This window comes from Solibacillus sp. R5-41 (assembly GCF_002736105.1).
GTDB lineage: Bacteria > Bacillota > Bacilli > Bacillales_A > Planococcaceae > Solibacillus.
Genome location: NZ_CP024123.1, coordinates 2,093,252 through 2,118,307 on the forward strand (window position 1 = coordinate 2,093,252; position 25,056 = coordinate 2,118,307).

At 33.9% G+C, this 25,056-nt stretch carries 26 protein-coding genes; 1 reads left to right on the plus strand and 25 read right to left on the minus strand.

Translation table 11 applies throughout. The annotated features are described in order from the left end of the window. Positions 1–403: 403 nt before the first annotated feature. The 9 genes from CSE16_RS10075 to CSE16_RS10110 form a co-directional block, all read right to left on the minus strand. The gene (locus tag CSE16_RS10075) at positions 404–1,681 is read right to left on the minus strand and encodes an IS110 family RNA-guided transposase (RefSeq protein ID WP_099423704.1); all 1,278 of its coding nucleotides are present in this window, start codon (positions 1,679–1,681) and stop codon (positions 404–406) included. Positions 1,682–1,860: 179 nt separating this feature from the next. After that, on the minus strand, positions 1,861–2,907 hold the full coding sequence (locus tag CSE16_RS10080; protein WP_099423777.1) for a DUF1835 domain-containing protein: 1,047 nt from the start codon (positions 2,905–2,907) through the stop codon (positions 1,861–1,863). A 192-nt stretch (positions 2,908–3,099) separates the two neighbouring features. Next, entirely contained in the window at positions 3,100–3,894 is a 795-nt protein-coding gene (locus CSE16_RS10085; protein ID WP_099423778.1) for a phosphotransferase family protein, read from the minus strand. 82 nt (positions 3,895–3,976) lie between these two features. After that, positions 3,977–4,234, minus strand: a complete 258-nt coding sequence (locus CSE16_RS10090) for a hypothetical protein (protein ID WP_099423779.1) — start codon at positions 4,232–4,234, stop codon at positions 3,977–3,979. 160 nt (positions 4,235–4,394) lie between these two features. Next, complete coding sequence (locus tag CSE16_RS10095; RefSeq protein WP_099423780.1) at positions 4,395–4,823, minus strand: hypothetical protein; 429 nt, start codon at positions 4,821–4,823, stop codon at positions 4,395–4,397. 222 nt (positions 4,824–5,045) lie between these two features. After that, positions 5,046–5,204, minus strand: coding sequence for a hypothetical protein (locus tag CSE16_RS21560; RefSeq protein ID WP_167395904.1), 159 nt, complete (start codon positions 5,202–5,204; stop codon positions 5,046–5,048). Between the two features lie 102 nt (positions 5,205–5,306). Next, positions 5,307–5,696: a YhfM domain-containing protein gene (locus CSE16_RS10100; protein WP_099423781.1), complete on the minus strand. Its 390-nt coding sequence runs from the start codon at positions 5,694–5,696 to the stop codon at positions 5,307–5,309. A 441-nt stretch (positions 5,697–6,137) separates the two neighbouring features. Beyond that, complete coding sequence (locus CSE16_RS10105) at positions 6,138–7,415, minus strand: IS110 family RNA-guided transposase (protein WP_099423782.1); 1,278 nt, start codon at positions 7,413–7,415, stop codon at positions 6,138–6,140. A 441-nt stretch (positions 7,416–7,856) separates the two neighbouring features. After that, positions 7,857–8,705, minus strand: coding sequence for a helix-turn-helix transcriptional regulator (locus CSE16_RS10110; RefSeq protein WP_099423783.1), 849 nt, complete (start codon positions 8,703–8,705; stop codon positions 7,857–7,859). A 122-nt stretch (positions 8,706–8,827) separates the two neighbouring features. On the opposite strand from CSE16_RS10110, the gene fabF reads away from it, so the two are divergent. After that, entirely contained in the window at positions 8,828–10,063 is a 1,236-nt protein-coding gene (gene fabF, locus CSE16_RS10115; protein WP_099423784.1) for a beta-ketoacyl-ACP synthase II, read from the plus strand. Positions 10,064–10,303: 240 nt separating this feature from the next. Here the strand turns inward: fabF and CSE16_RS10120 are convergent, their stop codons facing one another. From CSE16_RS10120 to CSE16_RS10205, 16 genes are all read right to left on the minus strand, one after another. After that, complete coding sequence (locus tag CSE16_RS10120) at positions 10,304–10,951, minus strand: alpha/beta family hydrolase (RefSeq protein WP_099423785.1); 648 nt, start codon at positions 10,949–10,951, stop codon at positions 10,304–10,306. Between the two features lie 296 nt (positions 10,952–11,247). Next, positions 11,248–11,391 carry a DUF4083 family protein gene (locus CSE16_RS10125; RefSeq protein ID WP_256376324.1) on the minus strand — a complete coding sequence of 48 codons (144 nt, stop codon included), beginning with the start codon at positions 11,389–11,391 and terminating at the stop codon, positions 11,248–11,250. Positions 11,392–12,157: 766 nt separating this feature from the next. Beyond that, the gene (locus CSE16_RS21365) at positions 12,158–12,313 is read right to left on the minus strand and encodes a hypothetical protein (RefSeq protein WP_157764788.1); all 156 of its coding nucleotides are present in this window, start codon (positions 12,311–12,313) and stop codon (positions 12,158–12,160) included. A gap of 734 nt (positions 12,314–13,047) precedes the next feature. Next, positions 13,048–13,677, minus strand: a complete 630-nt coding sequence (locus CSE16_RS10140) for a DUF3885 domain-containing protein (RefSeq protein ID WP_099423789.1) — start codon at positions 13,675–13,677, stop codon at positions 13,048–13,050. Between the two features lie 72 nt (positions 13,678–13,749). Next, complete coding sequence (locus tag CSE16_RS10145) at positions 13,750–14,136, minus strand: DUF5071 domain-containing protein (RefSeq protein ID WP_099423790.1); 387 nt, start codon at positions 14,134–14,136, stop codon at positions 13,750–13,752. Positions 14,137–14,573: 437 nt separating this feature from the next. Then, a complete protein-coding gene (locus CSE16_RS10150; protein WP_099423791.1) occupies positions 14,574–15,851 on the minus strand; it encodes an IS110 family RNA-guided transposase in 1,278 nt (425 codons plus the stop codon). Positions 15,852–16,021: 170 nt separating this feature from the next. Beyond that, positions 16,022–16,201 carry a hypothetical protein gene (locus tag CSE16_RS10155; RefSeq protein WP_099423792.1) on the minus strand — a complete coding sequence of 60 codons (180 nt, stop codon included), beginning with the start codon at positions 16,199–16,201 and terminating at the stop codon, positions 16,022–16,024. Between the two features lie 234 nt (positions 16,202–16,435). After that, a complete protein-coding gene (locus tag CSE16_RS10160) occupies positions 16,436–17,050 on the minus strand; it encodes a cysteine peptidase family C39 domain-containing protein (RefSeq protein WP_099423793.1) in 615 nt (204 codons plus the stop codon). 451 nt (positions 17,051–17,501) lie between these two features. Further along, positions 17,502–18,212, minus strand: a complete 711-nt coding sequence (locus tag CSE16_RS10170) for a hypothetical protein (protein ID WP_099423794.1) — start codon at positions 18,210–18,212, stop codon at positions 17,502–17,504. A gap of 271 nt (positions 18,213–18,483) precedes the next feature. Continuing rightward, positions 18,484–18,768 (minus strand): hypothetical protein, encoded by a 285-nt coding sequence (locus tag CSE16_RS10175; RefSeq protein WP_099423795.1) that lies wholly within the window; start codon positions 18,766–18,768, stop codon positions 18,484–18,486. Between the two features lie 239 nt (positions 18,769–19,007). Then, positions 19,008–19,532, minus strand: coding sequence for an SMI1/KNR4 family protein (locus tag CSE16_RS10180; RefSeq protein ID WP_099423796.1), 525 nt, complete (start codon positions 19,530–19,532; stop codon positions 19,008–19,010). Positions 19,533–19,548: 16 nt separating this feature from the next. Then, entirely contained in the window at positions 19,549–19,950 is a 402-nt protein-coding gene (locus tag CSE16_RS10185; RefSeq protein WP_099423797.1) for a DUF3997 domain-containing protein, read from the minus strand. 95 nt (positions 19,951–20,045) lie between these two features. Continuing rightward, positions 20,046–20,600 carry a hypothetical protein gene (locus CSE16_RS10190; RefSeq protein WP_099423798.1) on the minus strand — a complete coding sequence of 185 codons (555 nt, stop codon included), beginning with the start codon at positions 20,598–20,600 and terminating at the stop codon, positions 20,046–20,048. A gap of 265 nt (positions 20,601–20,865) precedes the next feature. Continuing rightward, on the minus strand, positions 20,866–22,068 hold the full coding sequence (locus tag CSE16_RS10195) for an IS110 family RNA-guided transposase (protein ID WP_099423799.1): 1,203 nt from the start codon (positions 22,066–22,068) through the stop codon (positions 20,866–20,868). A 386-nt stretch (positions 22,069–22,454) separates the two neighbouring features. Then, entirely contained in the window at positions 22,455–23,024 is a 570-nt protein-coding gene (locus tag CSE16_RS10200) for a hypothetical protein (protein WP_099423800.1), read from the minus strand. Positions 23,025–23,265: 241 nt separating this feature from the next. After that, positions 23,266–23,670: a hypothetical protein gene (locus tag CSE16_RS10205; RefSeq protein ID WP_099423801.1), complete on the minus strand. Its 405-nt coding sequence runs from the start codon at positions 23,668–23,670 to the stop codon at positions 23,266–23,268. Between the last annotated feature and the right edge of the window lie 1,386 nt (positions 23,671–25,056).

The window sequence follows — 25,056 nt, forward strand, 5'->3', positions numbered from 1 at the left end:
TTCTTACTAAAGAAACCTCTTTTTCAACTAACCTCCCTCTATAAACATTGAGATATCAACGGTTTCCATCACTTCGTGATTTAAGAAAAATATTTTTCTCCCCTCTGATAAACAGAGTCTTGAATTTATAGATTATATTACCAAGTAAAGCGTACGCTTCGCTAAAACTAATGGAAATCATTAGCTTTTTTATCCATTATTTTGATGCACAATGGATCTCTGCGATGCTTATGACGACGTACCCTCCCATGTCTCTTAGCGTCAACGCGCTTACATTCCTTCGTTCGGTCTATTCATAAGGCAGAGGCCTGCTAAGCTGCCCCGGGGACTCATAGTCTAAGTTTAGTGATATTGCCGGCTTCTCCGTATCATCCTTTTTGCTATAGCTCTTTGATCGAAATGCTTACGCTGCCTCTCCGAGAGAGTAGAGATCTTTCATCATAAGTTGCTCGTTAAAATACACTTTCTTTTTACAAATACCATGTAATATTTTCAGTAATTTACCACAGAGAACTACCATCGATTGCTTACCCCGTAAGGGATTCTGATTCCTTGTTGTGTAGTATTCGTGAAGTTGTTTGAATGCTAGGTTATGCCGAATCAAAGGAACAATCACTTTGAAAAGGATATGTCTAAGTCTCTTACGTCCACGTTTTGATATATGTTTTTGACCCTTATGTTGACCAGAAGAGTTTTCACGTAATGTTAGTCCCGCTAGTTTAATGAGTTGGCGTGGATTTTCGTAAAGTGAAAAACTCCCTACTTCGGAAAGTAGATCAACAATTGTCGCATCTCCTAAACCTGGTACTGACGCGAGTAGGTCATATTCCATCGTTGTCTTTGCCAATTCAGTTAATTGGTCATTCACTGCTTCGATTTCAGTTTCTAATAAGCGAAACTGACGTAGGAGTGTGGCGATTTCATGTTTGGCCATCTTTTGTCCTTCTGTCAGTCCTATAGAGTTTGAAGCTTTTTCAATGAGTAGCTTAGCTTTTGGTAGTTGTGGAGCTCTCATACCCCCTACCTGACGGTAGAAAAATACAAGTTCTTCCGCGGTTTTCCCTTGAATGTCCTGTGGCATTGGTGTTCTTTCTAATGCAGTAAGTGCCATTTTTCCGAAAGTAGGAAAGACTTGAGTGAATTCAGGAAAATATCGATCGAGCCAACGAATGATTCGATTTTTAATACTTGCTAGATCTTCCGTTAACTTTAATCTAAGAGTAGAACCAATCCGTAGTTCAGCTTCTACTTCTTTTAATATTCGTGGATAGCTAAAGCGTCCATCTTTCAATAACCGTGCGATGACTAATGCATCTTTTTTATCATTCTTAGTCGGCAAATTATCATCAAGTTCTTTCGAACGTTTGACGTGCATTGGATTCACCATGACAAGTGGGATTCCGTATTGATCTAAGAAATAGGCTAAGTTCATCCAGTAGTGGCCTGTAGGCTCAATCCCTATTATTACTTCAGTTTTCTTAGCTTCCTTCATCATTTGACGGATCTTTTCATACAAATTTTCGAAGCCTTCTTTCGATTGATGTACCGCAAAAGCTTTTTCTATTACTCGCCCGCGTTCATCGACAAAACATGCGTAATGAATACGCTTAGCAATATCCATGCCGACAACCAGTGTATTTTCAGTAACTTGATTAATTTTGTTATTCCATTTAGAATGCATAAAGGAGTCCTCCTTGTTTGATGATGGGTCAATGGTCGTTGACACTCATGCATCATACTAGAGGGCTCCTTTTCTTTCAAGACCTCGAACATCCTTCAAACAGGAATGCTGCCCCGTTAGTTGAAGTAGAAAAAGGCTCTACTCCTTATTGAAGTAAAGCCCCCGTTAGTGCAATAGATTTAGTTGTTTTTGAGTCTCACACTATAAAACCTCATAGCTTTTGGAACTCCTTCTATTTCAAAAACGCCATTCATGATTAAATGTCTTACCCTATACTCAAAAAACTCGTCACCAATATATTGGTCTAAATATCCAATAACCTCACCAATAAGACGTGCTGATTTCATAAAATCATTATTCTTTCTCTCCGTATGTAATTTTTTAGCTTTATTGATTATATAGTCATCATAGTAAGCTACGTCTACACTCTTTATTTCTTTATTTTCCCATACCCTTAGAACCTCTTGTGTAGAAGATAACTCTTGCCATTCCTTCTCCAATTTTTCACGTTGCTCTTGACTTATCGGAGGAACCATTCTACCTTTCTCATAAATTAACCTTAATTTTTCAGAAATAATTTCTCCAGTGTGTAACGGGTAACAATCAGTATCTGGAATATTGAATTGATTTTTATATTGCTTAGTGGTATCCATTAAGAAAATATCGTATTTATTATCTTTTAATAAATACAGAACATATCTTAAGGCAGTCTGTTCGTGAGAATTCGCCCCAACCCAAACTATAATTGTTGTATTTTTAGGAATAGCGTTAATCATTGAAGTAGTATTATTGAAATTATATTGGTATTCATCTATATAATCATCATCAAAAATTAGATGATTTTTTATCCATTCATACCTTTGATTAAGCCCAACCTTATCATGCAATTGCCAAACTGGACCAATAGAGAACATATCCGAAAATGAGATAACCTTTTCTTCGTCCTGCGATTCCATTTCTTTTAATGCTCTTTTTAAACTACCAGATGCTGAATCACCAAAGAGAATATGTACAAACTTATAGTTTTTATTATTTTTTTTATCAGTTTGGTTTCTTTTATAATTCAGAAAATCATTATATGTTTTTTTCAAGTCTGTCACAAATTGCCCCTCAGTATATTGGTCTGTTTCTTCAAGCATATTGATTCGCAAAAGAATTTGAAATAAAAGTGATTTCACTTCATCATCAGGAGAATTTTTAAGGATTCTTTTCAATTCATCAATCAATTTATTACCCCCTTTACAGATAATATTACCATAAAAATACAGCACATCTTATTAAACATAACTGCCCCGTTAGTTTAAGTGTAACATTTCACAATGGATCACCGAAGCCTACTTGATGTTTTAGACATAAAAATAGACCATCGAAATGATGGTCTTGTTTAACTAAGCCCCCGTTAGTTGAATAACAAAACATTAAAAGAATTCATATAACCCATTTACAAAATAATCATATACGTTATCATCAATAATCTTTTCCCCGTATCCTTCAAAAAAAATTGCTTTATCTATTTCATTTTCAAAGGCATTGGGTTTTGAGCGTATAGCCAATGATACGTCATATCGTGGGTCTCCATAAGCTCCACTTCCCCAATCAATTACTCCTGTTATTACTCCGTTCGAGACTAAAACATTATCAATTGTAAAGTCTCCGTGAATTAAAGTTTGTTTATAGAAGTTGGGTTTATTTGTTTTAATTTTTTCTAATAATTTTTCATTTCCATCAACTTTATAATTTTTCAAATTATATTCAGCTTGATTTAACATTTGGTCAATCCATTTTCGTTCATAAGTTAGCTCTTTTGGGCAAGGGGTTGTATGTATTTGCAATAGGAGTGCACCAAAATTAAATATCATTTCTTGCCGTTTCTCTTTATTTTTCTCAGTGAATAAAGCAGTCCTTATTGTTTCTCCTTCTAAAAACTCGAGGAGAGCCCAGGAATCCCCGTGGTTTTCTTGTTCAACAAATTTCTTCACTTTTGGAACAGGTAGTTTAGTTTGATTAGTCAAACAGTTTAATACAGATATTTCTCTATTCAACCAAGACCTAAATAATTCTCCCTTTGTCCTTTTCAGTGCATAATACCCTTGGTTATTTTCAATTAATCCAACATCAGATGTGTAACCTTGCCGTGGAAACCTTATAGAAATAATCTTGTTAAGATATTCTTTTATTTCAATTGGAATTTCATCGATATTTATTGGTTGCATTGAGTACACCCCATCTAATAAGCATTTTACTACTTAATTCTTTATCTATAATCATAATCCCTTCTTCAACTAAACTGCCCTGTTAGTTGAAGAAGGTTTTATATGAAAATATTATAATTCCGCAAATTACTGCTACCCCTACTAATGTGAATAAGTAAAGAAAAGGAGAATTAGCCTTACTAAAAACCACTTCACTTTGAAGTGTCTCTACATTATCCCACGCACTTGTAAAATCTGGTTTGTAGTTTCTTGTTTTTATATAACTGACTAACATCATACCGACAAAATAGACTACATGAATTGCAATTGAATCACTAAATGCTTGGAAAACCAACCTCATTTAGACACCCCCTTATCACGATTATAACCCATATGCCTTATTGAACTAACCTGCTCGTTAGTTTAACAAGAAAAAAGAGCTGCAAATGCAACTCAATGATCTTCAAGTAAAGCCCCCGTTAGTTTAATAAGAACTTCTTTCTAGTTTATCTATAGTTTTTTTATTCTGTCATTGCTTTTTCTAAAATACTGAAAAATTTATCATCTTCAAATAAATAACGGTCGTATGAACCTCTATTATCTTCAACTGCTATCCTTTTACCGGTAATATCCATAAACATAAAATAACCTGTGTTCAAAGTGATTTTCATTAAGTAATCATTATCGAAAGATATTGAATCGTCTTTTTTAAATTTCGATTTTTCAAAAGCCTTTATCATTTTTTTTTGAGTTGTATCTGTTAACTCAATCGGAACAAGTACTCCATCCACTTCCAAATCAAACTTTGTCACCTCTACAGTTTGTTCTTCTACACTAAAATCGGCACGCTTTAAAACATCCGTCGCAGAATAAGTTGGTTCCGAGTAATATAGATAAATCCCAATTCCTAAAATTCCAACTATAATTATTCCAACTATAATTTTTTTCATTTATTCAATCCCTTCATCCTCACTGAATTAGATTCAATTAAAACCTTCCAAATCCTTTTTTAAATAAAAACATCCCCAAAGCGTCGTTTGGTCACATTTCTTAACTTAGCGTTATAAATCCCCATAATTCTGAAGGTACTCCTTGTTGCACTAAACTGCCCCGTTAGTTCAATTAAGAAAAAGGCTATGTTATAAGAAAAGGTTAATTTATAACGTATAGTGCTACTGTCTCTTTTCAACAAATAACAAAATTAGTGTTGCCAATGGACCTAATACAAGTGAAAGTAAAAACCAATTTAACCCGGTTCTATTCTTCCCTTGTGCAAGTGCAGCATTTATCAACGCCAATGTACCCCAACCTACGAAATATTGGTTATCCATCTTCTATCCCCCTATTACATTTAATCATGCTGCCCTCCGTTAGTTGAAAAAAAGCGCCCAAAGTAGCCTAAGCAACTCATTAATCTTTCACTAAAGCCCCCGTTAGTTCAGTAAAAGGTCTAATATTTTTTTTGTTTGTTTATCATTGATTTTGTAGCTGTCACGCACATCACTAACAAAAAGTGTTATGTTTAATCCAAAATTTTTATTGACATATAAAACTTCTGTCTTACCGTCTTTATACTTCAGCTGAATTTTGTAATCGTGAGGATATACAAGTTCATAATTAGCAGTAACACGATTTGACCGATTAAGGATTCCAGTGATGGTCTTTATTTTTTCCTTGTCGGTAGTGATTTTTCCTTTTTCAATTGGTTCATCATATTTTTGGATAGTCATGCTTTGGATTCCTGAAAATCCGTTATAAAAAAATGAAAATCCTAATGCACACACAAGAATAGCTATAAACGAGTAGATAATAGTTTTTTTCATTAAATCCCCCCATATCTTTCTCATTAGACGTTTATATTGGAAAAAAGTCACAATTCCTAATTCAACTAAACTCCCTCTATAAACATTGAGATATCAACGGTTTCCATCACTTCGTGATTTAAGAAAAATATTTTTCTCCCCTCTGATAAACAGAGTCTTGAATTTATAGATTATATTACCAAATGAAGCGTACGCTTCGCTAAAACTAATGGAAATCATTAGCTTTTTTATCCATTATTTTGATGCACAATGGATCTCTGCGATGCTTATGACGACGTACCCTCCCATGTCTCTTAGCGTCAACGCGCTTACATTCCTTCGTTCGGTCTATTCATAAGGCAGAGGCCTGCTAAGCTGCTCCGGGGACTCATAGTCTAAGTTTAGTGATATTGCCGGCTTCTCCGTATCATCCTTTTTGTTATAGCTCTTTGATCGAAATGCTTACGCTGCCTCTCCAAGACAGTAGAGATCTTTCATCATAAGTTGCTCGTTAAAATACACTTTCTTTTTACAAATACCATGTAATATTTTCAGTAATTTACCACAGAGAACTACCATCGATTGCTTACCCCGTAAGGGATTCTGATTCCTTGTGGTGTAGTATTCGTGAAGTTGTTTGAATGCTAGGTTATGCCGAATCAAAGGAACAATCACTTTGAAAAGGATATGTCTAAGTCTCTTACGTCCACGTTTTGATATATGCTTTTGACCCTTATGTTGACCAGAAGAGTTTTCACGTAATGTTAGTCCCGCTAGTTTAATGAGTTGGCGTGGATTTTCGTAAAGTGAAAAACTCCCTACTTCGGAAAGTAGATCAACAATTGTCGCATCTCCTAAACCTGGTACTGACGCGAGTAGGTCATATTCCATCGTTGTCTTTGCCAATTCAGTTAATTGGTCATTCACTGCTTCGATTTCAGTTTCTAATAAGCGAAACTGACGTAGGAGTGTGGCGATTTCATGTTTGGCCATCTTTTGTCCTTCTGTCAGTCCTATAGAGTTTGAAGCCTTTTCAATGAGTAGCTTAGCTTTTGGTAGTTGTGGAGCTCTCATACCCCCTACCTGACGGTAGAAAAATACAAGTTCTTCCGCGGTTTTCCCTTGAATGTCCTGTGGCATTGGTGTTCTTTCTAATGCAGTAAGTGCCATTTTTCCGAAAGAAGGAAAGACTTGAGTGAATTCAGGAAAATATCGATCGAGCCAACGAATGATTCGATTTTTAATACTTGCTAGATCTTCCGTTAACTTTAATCTAAGAGTAGAACCAATCCTTAGTTCAGCTTCTACTTCTTTTAATATTCGTGGATAGCTAAAGCGTCCATCTTTCAATAACCGTGCGATGACTAATGCATCTTTTTTATCATTCTTAGTCGGCAAATTATCATCAAGTTCTTTCGAACGTTTGACGTGCATTGGATTCACCATGACAAGTGGGATTCCGTATTGATCTAAGAAATAGGCTAAGTTCATCCAGTAGTGGCCTGTAGGCTCAATCCCTATTATTACTTCAGTTTTCTTAGCTTCCTTCATCATTTGACGAATCTTTTCATACAAATTTTCGAAACCTTCTTTCGATTGATGTACCGCAAAAGCTTTTTCTATTACTCGCCCGCGTTCATCAACAAAACATGCGTAATGAATACGCTTAGCAATATCCATGCCGACAACCAGTGTATTTTCAGTAACTTGATTAATTTTGTTATTCCATTTAGAATGCATAAAGGAGTCCTCCTTGTTTGATGATGGGTCAATGGTCGTTGACACTCATGCATCATACTAGAGGGCTCCTTTTCTTTCAAGACCTCGAACATCTTTCAAACAGGAATGCTGCTCCGTTAGTTTAAGTGTAACATTTCACAATAGATCACCGAAGCCTACTTGATGTTTTAGACATAAAAATAGACCATCGAAATGATGGTCTTGTTTAACTAAAGCCCCCTTTAGTTGAAGAAGAATAGAGACGCTCCTTAATCAATCGCGCTCTATAAAAGAATAAAGGAATTAAAAACACGAATGCAAATTAGCTTATTCTTCTTAAACTAACGTCATCCTCACTTAAGATAAGAGGGCAAAGTAAAATTAACTCTTTTTCCCATAAGGAATATTCATTTCGTTCAGTAATCAGTATCATTTTTCTGGCGAAATGAAATTACTTAATTATTATTCAGCGGAAACCCTCTTCATTAATCGCTTTAATTTATTTTCTGTTTCTGTTTCCTCTACTGGTGTATAGATGCTACACCGTAAATCCATATCGCCTTGAACTTGAAGAGAAGTTAAATTAAACAACATTTTCCCTGCTTTTGCATGTCTGAATTCAATTATCATTTCTGGAGCCTTACTCACTTGACTTTCTTGCCATAAATCCTGGAATTCTGAATGTGAATGACTCATTTCTTCAATAAATTGGTTATACCATTCATCGCCTAAATAGTGTCCATAATAGGTACGGAAAATAGAAAGAAAACCTTTAGCAAAATGTTCCCAATTAACGGCCAATGCTTTAAATTCTTTTCTAATGAAAACTAAACGAATCAGATTTCTTTGACTATTCGGTATTTGTTCAAAATCTAAAAAAACATGAGCAGCTGCAGGATTCCAACCTACAATATGACAATGCCGATCCGTAATGATAGTCGGACAATATGTTAATTCAGCTAAAATTCGTTTTAGAGAAGGGTTTAGCTCTGATTGATTCTTTTTTAGATTTGTAATTTCCGATTTTACTTCTAATGCCAGGTCGTATAAGTAGTCTGTTTCATCTTTACTTAATTGCAATGCTGTAGAAATACAATCAAGTACGCTTGAAGATACTTTTATATCTCTTCCTTGCTCTAGCCATGTATACCAAGTGGTACTTACACCTGCTAATTGTGCAACCTCTTCTCTTCGTAACCCAGGTGTCCTTCTCCGAGTTCCGGCAGGCAAACCAATAGACTCTGGCTTAATTTGGGCACGCTTAGCTTTTAAGAATGTCGACACAGCTTCTAGCCTAGTTTTATCATTCATTATTAAAACTCCTCATCCTATCAATTTAACCTAGTATTTATTATACCAGTATAAACAATCTCTTGTAATAGGATAATAAGGATGTAAAATACAAGTATATTAATGATTTGGAGGGATGGGAAATGGAAAGAGTTGTAATTACCGGTATGGGAGTAGTTTCTCCTATAGGAAACAACATAAAAACATTTTGGAACAATTTGATTAATGGGAAATCAGGTATATCCCTTATTGATACATTTGATGTTACTAATCACAAGGCTAAAATCGCAGGTATCATACGAGATTTTGATGCAGATGAAATTTTAGGAAAGAATGAAGCAAGACGTTTAGATCGCTTTTCTCAATTTTCTTTGGCTGCTGCCGAACAAGCTTGGTCAGACTCTGAGTTAGATCTTAAACATATAGACGGAGAAAGATTAGGCGTATATGTAGGTTCAGGTATAGGGGGACTTGAAACCTTAATTGAAAATATTGATGCGCTTAAACAGAAAGGACCAAGAAGAGTCAGCCCAACTCTAGTACCTGCTATGATTTCTAATGCTGCTGCCGCACAAATTAGTATCAAATGGAACGCCATGGGACCTTCTATGTCTCCTGTTTCCGCTTGTGCAATTGGGAATACAGCTATCGGAGAAGCCTTTAGACTAATCCGTTCCGGAGAAGTTGACGTTATGTTTGCAGGTGGAACTGAGGCAGCTATAACAGACTTATCAATAGCAAGCTTTGGTAATGCTACAGCATTATCAACAAGAAACGATGATCCTACTAAAGCTAGTCGTCCATTTGATGAAAATCGAGATGGTTTTGTCATGTCAGAAGGAGCTGGAATACTAATCTTAGAATCTTTATCTCATGCTTTACGTAGAGAGGCAAAGATTTATGCAGAAGTCATTGGATATGGTGCAAGTTCAGATGCACACCATATGGTAGCTACACACCCAGAAGGTAAAGGGGCATATCTTGCAATGAGATCCGCTTTAAAAAATGCCAATATATCACCTGAAGAAATTAATGTAATTAGTGCCCACGCAACAAGTACAAAAGTTGGAGACATCTCTGAAACGATGGCTATTAAACAGCTATTTGGAAAGCGGGCTTATAAGGTTCCAATTTCAGCTAATAAATCTATGCTTGGTCATATGTTAGGGGCAGCTGGTGGAGTTGAAGCAATTGCTTTAGCAATGAGCATAAAGGAACAGATAGTTCCTCCAACAATTAATTTAGAAAACCCTGATCCATTATGTGATCTAGATTATGTACCGTCTGTAGCTCGCCAAGTGAAAATAAATACAGGCCTATCTAACTCATTTGGTTTCGGAGGTCATAATGCGGCTATTGTTTTAAAAAAATACGAGTAAATAAGCTTTCTCTCGTAAATCTAACCTTTTCCTATAGAAACGGTTAGATTTATTAAATTAAATGGCCTGATTGTTGAACTCAAGTTAAACAACACTGTTGAACTAACCTGCTGCTTTAGTTCAATAAAAAAAAGAGCTGCCTAAGCAACTCAACGATCTTTCACTAAAGCCCCCGTTAGTTTAACAAGGAAATTAGGAAAAACATTCAATTATTATACTTTAAATTCGGTATTTCCTAATCTAACTAATCATTTCCTTCAAATTTATCATCACTTTCGTTAAAGAGGAAATAGAGGTTAGTGTGTCATACTTTTCATTATCTAACGAATGGTTTGCCCCCTGTATTACTTTAATGTTAAAAGAGGTTTGCTGTGCCAATTGTTCGACTTGTTCTGAGTTATAATGAGGGTCTTTATCACCAATGACTAACAATCCTACGTGATTACTGTTTAAAATTTTTTCATAAATTCTATCGAGTTTCAGCAAAGGGGTAAGTAATATCATTTTGGACTCACTAAAAGCTTCTTTTTTCATAATTTCACTAATAACAGGTATTGTTCCAAGTGATTTCGCAAGGAAAATCTTTTCATTGTAATGAAAATTAGCTAGAACATTATTTATAACAGGGTTAACATCATTCATAATGATATTAGTTATATCTTCGAAAGATTGTTCGAATAATTCTTTTTGATATGAATAGTGGATTTGAACAACATCAAATTGATTTTCAAGCATTACCATAGTAGCGTAATAAAGCAAGGGTTTATCGTAGGTATAACCAGTACCCGAAAACATAAAGCAAATATTTTTAGAACCTGTTTGAATATGTGTATACTCTATCTGTTTAAGACTATCATTTGTATCTACTGCAATTTTTGTAGCCTTCATTGGAATTCTCCCTCGCCTTAATTATTGATAATTCATTTTTATCTTCGCCTTTTCAAATTAACTAATTCCCTTAATTACGACTCTATGCTTCTCCCTCGTTGCTTGAATAATTTACTGTTTAATTACAACTTCGATATTCTTGCAAAAAAACCTTCTTATTCAACTAACCTGCTTTGTTAGTTTAAGTGTAACATTTCACAATGGATCACCGAAGCATACATGATGTTTTAGACATAAAAATAGACCATCGAAATGATGGTCTTGTTTAACTAAGCCCCCGTTAGTTGAATAAGAAACTATTTTCTCTCTTTTAATAATGAAATTATCTTTTCATTTTGTTCTATTAGCATATCGAGTTTTTGTTCCAATTTATTAGACTTATTACTTCTCGCTGAAGAATTGATAAGCAACATTCTTATAAAGAGAGTAAAAGAAAAAATTTCATGCTAACCTGCTGCGTTAGTTCACTAAGAAAAAGATATTCTAAAGGCAGCCTTTTTCTGCTAAAGCCGGGGTAGCGTCATATTTAAAACGTTAAGAAATATACACGATTTTATGCAAATGAAAAAACTGCTACATCAACCGTTTACGCCACTTGTATTAAAAGACGTATAAACAATGTTCATAAGAAAAGCCACAAAAGCCACAAAACGTTGATTTAAAAACATTTGTGGCATTTACGTTCGTTTCCAAACTTGCATTTGGGAACGTTTTTTAGTTATATTTTGTATGTATTATAAATCCATTTTATAATGAAGTACCTATAGGTTGATATATTTTAATTTATGTATATTTACCCAAATGGCGTTGATAAACAATATTACTAAAACAATGGCTATAACATACTTAGAAAAATGCTTAAGTTTAGCATTTTCGAATATCTTAATTAAAAGAAAAAAAAAGCCAAGTACCCAGATACCATTTTGAAAAAAGTTCAAGATTATATCCCTAATTACGCTGAAATAAAAAAATAAACCCAATAATATCTCTCCCTCCATAAATAAAAATAATACATTTAGTTTTTTTTAACATTTAAATGTAAATTTTCAAAGTGTTGTTTAGATGCATTTAGTGAATAAGCAACCCAAAACAAATCCCCCATTCGTTTTGAATGGGGATTTATAGTTACCTAACTTGTGTTTGGGAACGTTATTTTCTATGGAACTGTATAAAATATGAACTTAAAGTTATTTCAATTATCAGATATCAAGAAAGTTTATTGTTTTCTCTAATCCCAAAAAGAATCGAAATTATTCCCAAAAGAAAGAACAAAAACCCATTAGAAAAACCCATAATAAAAAATACGCCACCTACTAATAAATAGCTCGCAACAACAGGGTTCTTATAATTAATAGTTTTCAAGTTACTACCTCCTAAAATAAAATGTTGTTTGTTATTTCTACGGATAAGTTACGTTTAAGTTCCCAAATCGAGATTTGGAACAACATTAATCATAAGAAGGTTTAATTCCCAACCTTTCATTTGGGAACGTTATTAGGTTTATTTATGTATACGTTATAAATCCTTGTTGCACTAAAGCCCCCGTTAGCTTAATAACGTTTAATTACATTAACTAAAGTAACAAAACAAAAGGTAGGAACAACCAATAATCATCAATATTTGTAATGCTTAGATACCAGAGTATTATTCCGATGATTGCAAAAGGTGCATTTTGCCAACTTTTCTTCACCCAACCGAAAGAATGTGCTAAAGCTAAGACCATAAAACAAAAGGTATAACAAGCAAGTAGAGACCAATAGACCAACTTCCTAAAAAACTAACAATATACATAATTAATCCCGCCAACCAATAATTTCTCGCAACATTTTTAACTATTGCTACAATCATTAAGATTAATCCTATTAGAAATAAACCATAAAAAATAAATGACCACATAGATGCTTCACCTCACTTTTGATTTTAACAAAGGCATTATTCTTTCAATAACTACTTCTTTGACTTACTAATGAAAACCTTCTTATTGAACTAACCTGCCCCGTTAGTTCAATAAGAAAAAGCTACGCTTAAGGTAGCACCTTGTTCTGCTAAAGCCCCCGTTAATTTAAGTACAATTATTCACAAACATTGTTACCATATTAAACTTTCACTTGAATTTCCCATTCTTTAAAGTATTCAACCAGTTCTTTATGTAATTTCACATCAGTATTCATAATTTCGCATCCTCTGTCATCATAAATGTGAAAAATACACTTCGTCCTTACATTTACGAAGAAGATATCAGGTGCATATATACAATACTTTTTTCTTAATCGAGGATTCAAAGAGCCAAAGTCCTCATGTATTAATGTTTTTAGAAGGTATTCTAATTTTAAATCTGAAACTTTACAGAACAATTCCATTTGCTGAACAAAAACATCATCTTCATCAAATTGCCAAATAAACTCGTGCATGCGTAATGAATACTTTCTTTGTTGTACTTTTACATAACGTTGAAAAAAGTTTGGATATACGATTTTATTTGTTTCACTTGGATATGAATTAACAACAACAATTACGTCATCCTTCTTTTTAAACAACAAAGGAAAAATTTCAGCTACTTGTCTATATACGGTGTGAAATCTCTTCATATTAAGTTTTCCATCTTCATTAATCTGATAAATATCCTCACCTAACTCAATGTGGATTCCTAAATCCAAAGAATGATAAATACCTGGTGTTAACAATAAACCTTTATAATGTTCTCCCATTAATTCTATTATTTTCATAAATCTTTCCACCTCATTTGCTATTTACGATTATTCAACTAAACGGCCCCGTTAGTTGAACAAATGGTATTGTTAGATTGTTTCCAAAATCTTTTTTGCGATTTCATCAAGTTCTTCTGCAAGTTCATTATGTGCAGGTGTTTCAGCCACTCTTGTTAAATACTCTCTAAACTGGATTCTTGACTCTACTGGCAATTTATTAACTAAAAAGTGTAGAATAAACCACTTCCAGTTATCATCATCTGAAGATAATATATCTTGCACAAGTGGAACAATTTCTTCTGGAAAAGTTAAAAGTAATTCCAATACGCTTGGTGCCACTGGCCAATTCATATCTTGAATCCATTCGAGGAGGTTAGGGAGTAAGGGCAATATTTTATCTCTATCCATTTTTTTAATCATTTCTACTCTATCGATATCAAATTTATGTCTTGGCAAAAGTTCCTCAAAGTTTTTCACATGCAATCCTCCTTAGATTTTTATACATGGCAATCTATTTATTAGATCAGTCTTTATTAAACTAACCTCCCTCTATAAACATTGAGATATCAACGGTTTCCATCACTTCGTGATTTAAGAAAAATATTTTTCTCCCCTCTGATAAACAGAGTCTTGAATTTATAGATTATATTACCAAATGAAGCGTACGCTTCGCTAAAACTAATGGAAATCATTAGCTTTTTTATCCATTATTTTGATGCACAATGGATCTCTGCGATGCTTATGACGACGTACCCTCCCATGTCTCTTAGCGTCAACGCGCTTACATTCCTTCGTTCGGTCTATTCATAAGGCAGAGGCCTGCTAAGCTGCTCCGGGGACTCATAGTCTAAGTTTAGTGATATTGCCGGCTTCTCCGTATCATCCTTTTTGTTATAGCTCTTTGATCGAAATGCTTACGCTGCCTCTCCAAGACAGTAGAGATCTTTCATCATAAGTTGCTCGTTAAAATACACTTTCTTTTTACAAATACCATGTAATATTTTCAGTAATTTACCACAGAGAACTACCATCGATTGCTTACCCCGTAAGGGATTCTGATTCCTTGTGGTGTAGTATTCGTGAAGTTGTTTGAATGCTAGGTTATGCCGAATCAAAGGAACAATCACTTTGAAAAGGATATGTCTAAGTCTCTTACGTCCACGTTTTGATATATGCTTTTGACCCTTATGTTGACCAGAAGAGTTTTCACGTAATGTTAGTCCCGCTAGTTTAATGAGTTGGCGTGGATTTTCGTAAAGTGAAAAACTCCCTACTTCGGAAAGTAGATCAACAATTGTCGCATCTCCTAAACCTGGTACTGACGCGAGTAGGTCATATTCCATCGTTGTCTTTGCCAATTCAGTTAATTGGTCATTCACTGCTTCGATTTCAGTTTCTAATAAGCGAAACTGACGTAGGAGTGTGGCGATTTCATGTTTGGCCATCTTTTGTCCTTCTGTCAGTCCTATAGAGTTTGAAGCCTTTTCAATGAGTAGCTTAGCTTTTGGTAGTTGTGGAGCTCTCATACCCCCTACCTGACGGTAGAAAAATACAAGTTCTTCCGCGGTTTTCCCTTGAATGTCCTGTGGCATTGGTGTTCTTTCTAATGCAGTAAGTGCCATTTTTCCGAAAGAAGGAAAGACTTGAGTGAATTCAGGAAAATATCGATCGAGCCAACGAATGATTCGATTTTTAATACTTGCTAGATCTTCCGTTAACTTTAATCTAAGAGTAGAACCAATCCGTAGTTCAGCTTCTACTTCTTTTAATATTCGTGGATAGCTAAAGCGTCCATCTTTCAATAACCGTGCGATGACTAATGCATCTTTTTTATCATTCTTAGTCGGCAAATTATCATCAAGTTCTTTCGAACGTTTGACGTGCATTGGATTCACCATGACAAGTGGGATTCCGTATTGATCTAAGAAATAGGCTAAGTTCATCCAGTAGTGGCCTGTAGGCTCAATCCCTATTATTACTTCAGTTTTCTTAGCTTCCTTCATCATTTGACAAATCTTTTCATACAAATTTTCGAAACCTTCTTTCGATTGATGTACCGCAAAAGCTTTTTCTATTACTCGCCCGCGTTCATCAACAAAACATGCGTAATGAATACGCTTAGCAATATCCATGCCGACAACCAGTGTATTTTCAGTAACTTGATTAATTTTGTTATTCCATTTAGAATGCATAAAGGAGTCCTCCTTGTTTGATGATGGGTCAATGGTCGTTGACACTCATGCATCATACTAGAGGGCTCCTTTTCTTTCAAGACCTCGAACATCTTTCAAACAGGAATGCTGCTCCGTTAGTTCAATAAGAAAAAAGAGCTGCATAAGCAACAGTTGAATCAAACTGTTAATTAAATCTCTTCTTCTCGTTCTTTTATATTCATATAGAGAAGAACACTGACACAGAAAGCCACACCAATTGTACTCGTAATAACTCTCAACAACCGTGTTTCATCAAAACCAAATAGCAAATGTCCTAAAGAATACAATGCTGACAGAACAATAAACCATCGAAGTAATATTTTTTTCATTCGGTAGTAACTCCATTCAATCAAATAATTCCGTACTTATGTAAGTTTACCCCGGTCTGCATTCAAAAGGAATATGGATTGATTTAGCACAATCGTTGATCCACAGTTCGACACTACGCTTCTTCGACTAACCTGCCCCGTTAGTTGAAAAAAAAAGTCTCCAAAGCGCCGTTGAACAATTCTTTCCTTAACCTTGTAAATCGGCATTTTTCTTACAGGAAGCCGTTATTAATATTAGCTTTGTCTGGCGTCTACGGCTATGTAAGTATTGCTATAAAGAAGCATATGAATTCTCTTTACATTCCATAGTTTCTTAAATTCATTAATCGGAACTTTTCGATTATAGCTCTTGTGAACATCATCACAATTCACCAGATGCCTTAATGATTCTGAAAGGTAAATATACTCCTTGTCATAGCCTACAACAGAGACAAAATGCAAATTATTAAAATCCTTCTGTACTTTAATAAAAACAATTACGGGAGTTCCTTTACTAACTTCGTACTTTAATGTATTTATATTTCCTTTATAATAGTTTGTTTTAAAGCCCTTTTTTCTTAACATTTTACGGATTCCCTTTGGATATACATTGCCTGCCCTCGTTTTACTAGGAAAATGCATAAATAACGCTTCACCCTCAGCCTCCATACCAAAATGACGCAGCAAATACGCTGTTGAAAATGCGGCACATTCCGTATTTTTTTGAAAATCTATTCGGTTTATTTTTTGAATAAGATAGTTAGCTGGATAATTTCTTTTTCGAAAAACCGGGACGGGTAATGTCATTAAATATGCATTAATAATAGTTGAAATAATAATCCATAAAATAACTGTTCTAACTATAAACATGCTACTTCCCCCATTTCTTTACGTCCAAATCGAAACAATATTCTAAATCCTTCTTTCACTAACCTGCCCGTTAGTTCAAGAAGAAAAGATACCCTAAAGGCAGCCTTGTTCTGCTTAAGCCACCGTTAGTTGAATAAGAAAAGTGACGTTCATTCAACAATTGCGCCCATTGAAGAAGCGTGTTATAGACTATAGTTAGTTGAGTTTCTTTTCAAACTCCTTATAGTTTATAGTCAGAACCATCAATTACAATACGAATTAAGCTAGTAAACAATTTTTGTTGAGAAGAATTTTGCCAGTCCTCTTCATACTCAGCCATTACAGCAAAACACATAAAACATTTATAGCACAACGTTTTATGTGTTTTAAGGTGTACCCAAACATGTATTTGGGAACGATTATAAAGAATTTTTGGCATATAACATACAGGATAAGGATTTAGTTAAAAATATTAACTTATTGCGCCATATTTATTGCAATTGAACTTTAATGCCATTGTATGTGTAGAAATAATTCCGCTTTGTGAGTATTTTCCTGAAACTTCAATAACATATGTAACGCCACCATCTTTTAGTAAAGCTACATTTCCAAATTGAGTCCAATTTCCATCAGCATTCTCTGCTTCTGAAGAAATACCATTAAATGCTGAAAATAATTGTATCCCCTCTGGTGTATTTGAGTTTAATTGTGTATCAAAAGAGCCTTCAAAAATAATGTTTGCTACTTTTGATCCTATTTGTAACATTACTGTCTTTGGTACTGCCCCCGGGCTATAACCTTCACTATTTTCCAAAACCGTTATAGACATATTAGCTCGCTCTTTTGCTAGCTTTTCAAAGTCTGCTACTTCAATCCAATTTTCATCAAGAAATGCCGTTATAGGCTCCATCTCTAGTTCAAAGGCTTCGTTATTTTCTTCGTTTACTTTTTCTAGTATTTCTACGTATTTTTGATAGTATTCTGCTTTTTCTTCTTGCGTTAAGTTTAGAGGAATCGGTGCTGCTTCTACTATCTTTGTAGTATTAGCCTCGTTATTAATTTCTATTGATTGCTCGGTATTTAACGGTTCGTCTTTAACTTCCTTGTTATCTGCTTCATCATCAGTGCAACCTGATAAAGCAAATGCCCCTAGTAAAATGCTTACGTAAAAATATTTTTTCAACATTCCACCCCATTTAACATTATTAAATAATACAACTTAATAATACCATATATGGTTTTCATTGGTTTTTATATCCTAAAGCGTGGTTTTGGAATATACTGATTATAAGCAGCAAAAAACAAACACCTCATTCAATTGAATGGGGTGTTTTATTCCCTAACTTGAATTGCACCTCCTTTTTAATTGTGACTAATAATTGGGGCGCAGTTCAAGCGAGGTTTGTGGACTTTTTGCTCTTAATGTTGTAAATCCTATGAACACCAATAAGAAATTATTTTTTATTTTTTAATTCTAAAAGTATAGGTGCAATATTTAGTAAGATAGAAACAATTGTCAGAAACCATAACGCCTTTTCCATAGTAGGTACAACATCCAATAAAGCTACCCAATCTTTAACTTCTACCCAATTAGCTATAAGACTATTTTCTGCACAGAGTGTCAACGCTGTAAATGATAACCCGAATGCCATCGCAAGTTTGTAATCTTTACCAGTTGTATACATATAAAGATTTATTAAAGTTGCTACTATTGCAATAAGACCTAATATTAACCACATATTGATGCCTCCATTATACTTTCATTTCTCAGTATAGACGAGAATTGTAATTATTTGGTTCCAAAACAACCGTTTGGGGGGCATACCGATTACAGCAAAAAACAAACACCTCATTCAATTGAATGGGGTGTTTTTATTACCTTACGTTATTAGGTTTATTTATGTATACGCCATAAATCCTAGTTGCACTAAAGCCCTCGTTAGTTTGAGTGTATTTTTTCACAAGCCCTTAATAAAATTTAAATTTCTTCATTTAAACAAATCTCTACGAATTCAAAGATATTCTTTGCCTCAATAGAACGATTTCCCCAATCATGCCAAAAGTATAAAATCTGTCCTACCACCCCAGCTTCAGATGGATCTGTATCAATGCAAAGATAATCACCACCACCATTAACTGCAATTGGAATCCATTTTGAATTCCAAAGAAGTGACTTAAGCTCTTTTTCAATATCTGGCTCTACATCCTCATCTGGATCGAATTCTTCTTGTAAAAAAATCCAATTATCTATAATTTCAGAAGTAGGTGATAGAGTCAAATTTCTCACAAATGGATTCACCCCAGTTACCCAAACTTGTCCGTTATATACCCTGTAAAAGCTCTTCATTTCTTCAGGCAGTAAAACACCCAGTGTATCCTCAAGAAGTTGAAACTCTTCATCACTTGCACCCGACTGAAGATTTAATGATTCTTTAAAGTTACTTCCATTATTTGAACCTCTTTCAATAATACGTTTCCATAACCGATCAGCTTGATTTATCATATTTTTAATCTTCTCCTCACGTCTCAAATGTGAATTTTCTCTTATTCAAAATTAGATTTTTATTTTTTCTATAAATATATTTTAACATAAAAATCCATATTATCCAAAAATGTACATCTTCATTATTAGGAATCTGATAGCCATTACTACTTTTTGGGTCGTTTACTAAACCAAGTTGCTTTGCAAGAATATAGTTGTCATCCCAAGCCACCTCGGTGACTTTTGTTGGAATAACATCACTTCCCCAATGTGAATCACTAATTTTTGGTGCTACCTTTACTTGGTGAGCAGATGTTCTTACAATTGAGTAATTTCCAGGGAGTTCTAAGCTATAATCTGCCAATCCCGCACAACCGATTAACATTATCAAGGAAAAAAACACCATAAACGAATAGCGAAAAATGTGCTTTTTAAACAATTAAACACCTCATTTTCAAATATTTCTGTTCCATTAAACTGCCCCGTTAGTTCAATTATATAAATTATGACGAATCTACTATTGCTGAAACTTGTTTAAAATTTATTTGATTCAAAAAAAGGTTCAATACCTATTTCTTTTAATAAGTATTTGTTAGGGCTACGCTTTTCTGCTAATTGTTTTTTGGGGATCAAAATTTCTTCTCTTAAACGTTTAAACACATTAGGGTTATGTTCAGGAAACCATTCTTCATAACTTATCCCCTTATTTTGCTCAATTCTTATTAAAAAAAGGATAATATCTTCAAACATATAAGGAAATTCTTTTTCTATCTGTTCGTGATGGTCTAACAAAGCATGAAGATAATCTTTAAAGCGGTAAAAACGCTTTTGATTTAAAGGATTCGAACTCCATTTTTTATTTTCTTCACATTCTTTTACGGGTTGAAATATAAAGAGAGCACCTGTTTCCCAAGCCCCCAACATACAAGTAAATGCAGCAATCGCGTATTTTCTAGTTTCAAAATCGGGGTCTCCAAAATATTTATAATAGTGCTCTCGATACCTAGAATAATCACAACTAGTATGATAACCGCCTATAGCAAATCCTTCCAAACCCCGTTTTGCTTGTTCAATAATATTATTCGCCAACCTTCCTTCCTCCTTCCATTATTCAACTATACTGCCCCGTTAGTTTAAGAGTAACATTTCACAATGGTCACCGAAGCCTACTTGATGTTTTAGACATAAAAATAGACCATCGAAATGATGGTCTTGTTTAACTAAACCAGCTAATAGGTTGTCAATATCTTTCTGTAAAAAAGTACTTTTCTTTATGTTATACTTTTTTGGGCATACCAAATAACCCTCCAGATGTATTATGGAAGGTTTTACATCTAATGGTCAATTTAACGAATCAAGCTAAATCAAGGAAAACTTCTTTTCTCTTTAATAAGGCATATATCCATTGAAGAAGTTTATTAATACAAGCAACTAACGCAACTTTTGAAGGTTTACCATCTGACCGTTTCTTGTCATAAAACTCTTTGAGTTTTTTATTTCTAGAGCTTCTTATTCCACACAAAACAGCTAAGTATAAACTGCGCCTTAGCCTACTGGAACCACGTTTAGTAATCCGATTCGTTGTCGCTGTGAATTTTCCTGAAGAATAAACACTCGGATCAATTCCAGCATAGGCCACCAATTTCTTAGGGTGATTAAACCGATCAATTTCCCCAATTTCAGAAATTATCGTGGCAGCGATTTTTTCACCGATTCCAGGTATTGATTGGATAATCTTATATTCTTCTATTTCACTTGCCAGGGATATCATTTGGCTCTCTAATTCCGAAAGGTGTCCTTGGTAATGAAATAGGATATCAATATACATATTCAGATTAAACAAGTGACTTTGATACATTACCTTCTGAAAAGGATTTTGATTGGCTGAATCGATCAATTTTCTTGCCTTTTCCCTTGCCCATAGGGCAGAACGACTTGGACAATACTCACGTATACTATTTACCAGTTCCTCCTCGTTATAATCTAGAACTTTCTCCGACGTTGGATATTCTTTCAATATCAACAAAGATACTTTAGAAAAAAGATCTCCAAAGACTTTTTTATATTCAGGGAAAACCTGATCTAAAATAGTATGGAATTGCAGCTTAGCTTCCACATACATATTCGTTACAATCTCCTGTTGTCTCGATAGATTACGAAGGTTTAGAAGCTGAATCCCTCTCATTTTATAAGGTTCAAATTCCTCTTTGTAATAGAGAACGCATAATTGATAGGCATCGAAGGCATCAGTCTTTACCTTTCTTAAGCTTGACTTCTTTGCTTGGTAAGAGATGATTGGATTTAACAATATATAAAGTATTTCATTTTCTTCTAAACATTGAATAATCGGTGTATGATAATGACCTGTTGATTCCAAAATGACAACAGGCTTACTCGCTGTTATCGATCTAATCTCTCCTAAAAATCTTATAAACTTGTCTAACTCTTCACGATTATGCTTAATTGAAAAACTTTTCCCATATGGCTTTCCCTTTTCTAAAAAAGCTTGTACTTCACTTTCATCCTTAGCTACATCAATACCCACTACTGGGTTCATTTTTTCTCCCCCTCTAACGTATTCACCAGTAACCCCTATTACCTTCAAGTAGTATTATAGCTTCGCTTGTTATACGAGATCTTAGTCCCAACCAGCCTCAAACATATTTCTACAAGTAGGGGGTGAACAGTTTAATTGACGGGATCAATGTCTCACGCCCCCGTACGTTCTACCCTGGTTACTGATAGCTTAAATCTAAATAAAAAAAGTTCAACCAGAAAGTTCTGGCTGAACTATATAATACGAAAGCCCCCGTTAGTTGAACAAGACATGCTCCCCAAAACGAGGTTTTGTTACCTAACTTGCATTTTGGAACGATTATTAGATTTACTTTGTATGCTTTATAAATCATTGCTATACTAAAGCATCTCAATTAGCGGAATAACTTACTCAATTGCACTTAACAATAAATTTAATTCATCTTCAATAACGGTACCACTATTTATCTTTGCTATTTCAAAAGTTTTTTTATAGAGACACGCATATTTCAAAGCAAGGAAACCATCAATTGGGAATGTGTAATTTTGCCATTCTTGACGATAGCCTAAAATGCCACGTTGTTTAATAACTCTATCTAACTCTTTCACTACGCATAATACAAATTCTTCAAAGTTACATTTTGTTTTTAATATTTTTCTTGGTAATTTATCATTAATTTTTCTATCTACTATGAAACTTTGTTTTTCTGTAATTATAATTTCTAAATCTTCAAAATCACGCTTAAATTCCCAGCATAATAAAACAGGACCCGTATGCCATTCGATGCCTCCGTTTCTTTTGTGAAAAGCTCCTTCCTTCCAACCTAATTTACATAGTGGATGTATCGATGCAAGATATGTAACAAAGTCACCTAGTGCATCCGAATGAAAAGAAGGGTAAAATTCCATCTTTTTATCATTGATTTCAAATGTACATGTTGCATTACCACTACTAATATCATCATAATAAAATTTCAATTTGCTCACTCCCACTCCCATAATTATTTTTTGATATCAAAACAAACTCTACATTTTCATTCTAAATTTACAAATTTTTCATTTAAATTCCTATATTATTCTTCTATATCTTGCGAATGAAAACCATCTTCCACAAACCCGTTATGCTGGATCAAATAAAAATCGTTCCAAAAGCGTCGTTTGGGAAAGTTTTCGAAATGCTTGTTGCACTAAAGCCACCGTTAGTTAAAGAAAGGTCTATTTATTTTACTTCTATAGAAAAGGCATACCACCCGTCTCCTTGCTTCCAATCAGATACTACACTATATACATACACACCTTTTTCTTTAGGAGCCATAATTGAGCTATTTTTCACTTCAACTTTTTGTATATTGTCTTCATCTACCCATTGCTCTACCTTCATTGTTCCAGCAATGGGTTTTTTCTTAAATTCAATTTTTATTTTTTCATTCGATGATACAACTGTTGGTTTATGCGTACTTGCCATATCAAACAGGCTTGTATAAGCCATATCTTTACACTGAGCTGAAAGTAGCCCCTTCCAACAATACGAACCTTGTGTAGTAGGAATATCAACATCTCCTATTGTTACGTTTGGTGTTGGTGGTTCTAAACGAAATGGTTCAAAAATAAATATTCCTATCATAATCAGTCCAATAATAATTAATACAGAAATCTTTTTAATTGTACTCCCCCCTTTATTTACAGTAGACGTTAATATTGAATGAAAGTAACAATTCTAGTTCAACTAAACTGCTGCGTTAGTTTAATAAAGAAAAAAAGAGCTGCATATGCAACTCAATGATCTTCAAGTAAAGCCCCCGTTAGTTGAACAAGCAAGTTACAAATCGCAACTGTCATCCGTATTATTCCTCTTCTTTTTATCACCAAAATACTTCCAAAGATGGTATGTAGACCAAAATAAAGTTGGAAATATAAGTATTGAAAATGGTGAAACGTAAGTTTTTTCAAGAATATAATCAGGGGTAAAAACAGCGAACAAGACCAAGATAATTATAGCTGGAATCAAAAGAATCCAGTAACGTTTATCTTTAAAAGTGTTAAAACTCCACATACTATCCTCCCAGTACAACATGTGATTTTCAAACTAAAGATATCCATTTATTATACAACACTGTTCAACTAAACTGCCCCGTTAGTTTAAGTACATTACTTCACAATCCTAATTACATAAATTTTAACATAAATATCCAATTTAAGGTTAACAATCTTTTTTTTAAATCATATGTGCCTGGTCATTTTTATTTGTAGAATAAACCAAATAAGCCCAAAAAGAAATTTTGGAACATTTTATAGATTGCTCTCTTCTTTTATTGTAAATTTGAGGTCTCGTGAGAAAAATGCGGATTTACACCAGTAAGGAATCCGTTTTATATGCAAGATTTTATTAAAAATATGATCCAGTGCAATTTCTTTTGAACAACATTGAAAGATTTGTTGTATCTAAGTTCAAACGATAGTCAAAAGCCGTATATGAATATAATACAGAAAAACACTTAAAACATTGATAGCACAACATTTTAAGTGTTTTATGGTGTCCCCAAACTTCCATTTGGGAACGTTATTTTGCATGGAATTGTATAAAAAATATTACAGGTTTCTAAATCAAATGATATCTCATTGATTTTTAGTGTACACGTCTTTATACATAATCGAAATAAGGATAAAAGTAAATACAGGAATAAGATAATCTCTATTGTTTATTGCACTATTTAGTGGGAAATTATCGAAAAAGATACTAATAATTACTGTAATTAAACTAATAACACTAAAAATAATAAATATAGTTTTATTTCTCGAAATGTATTCCTTCTTAATTTCAAACAACAAGTAAATTAGTGCAAAGATTATTAGAATAATTCTAGTCACAAATAATTGTTCATATTGCCAATAGAATGTTGCTAGTAAAAAGATAAGCACTATTATATTTAAAATGATAGAAATGTTGATTTTACCCATTACCAAATGCACCTCTTTTATTAGCCATTATACAGAAATAAAATAGCAAAAT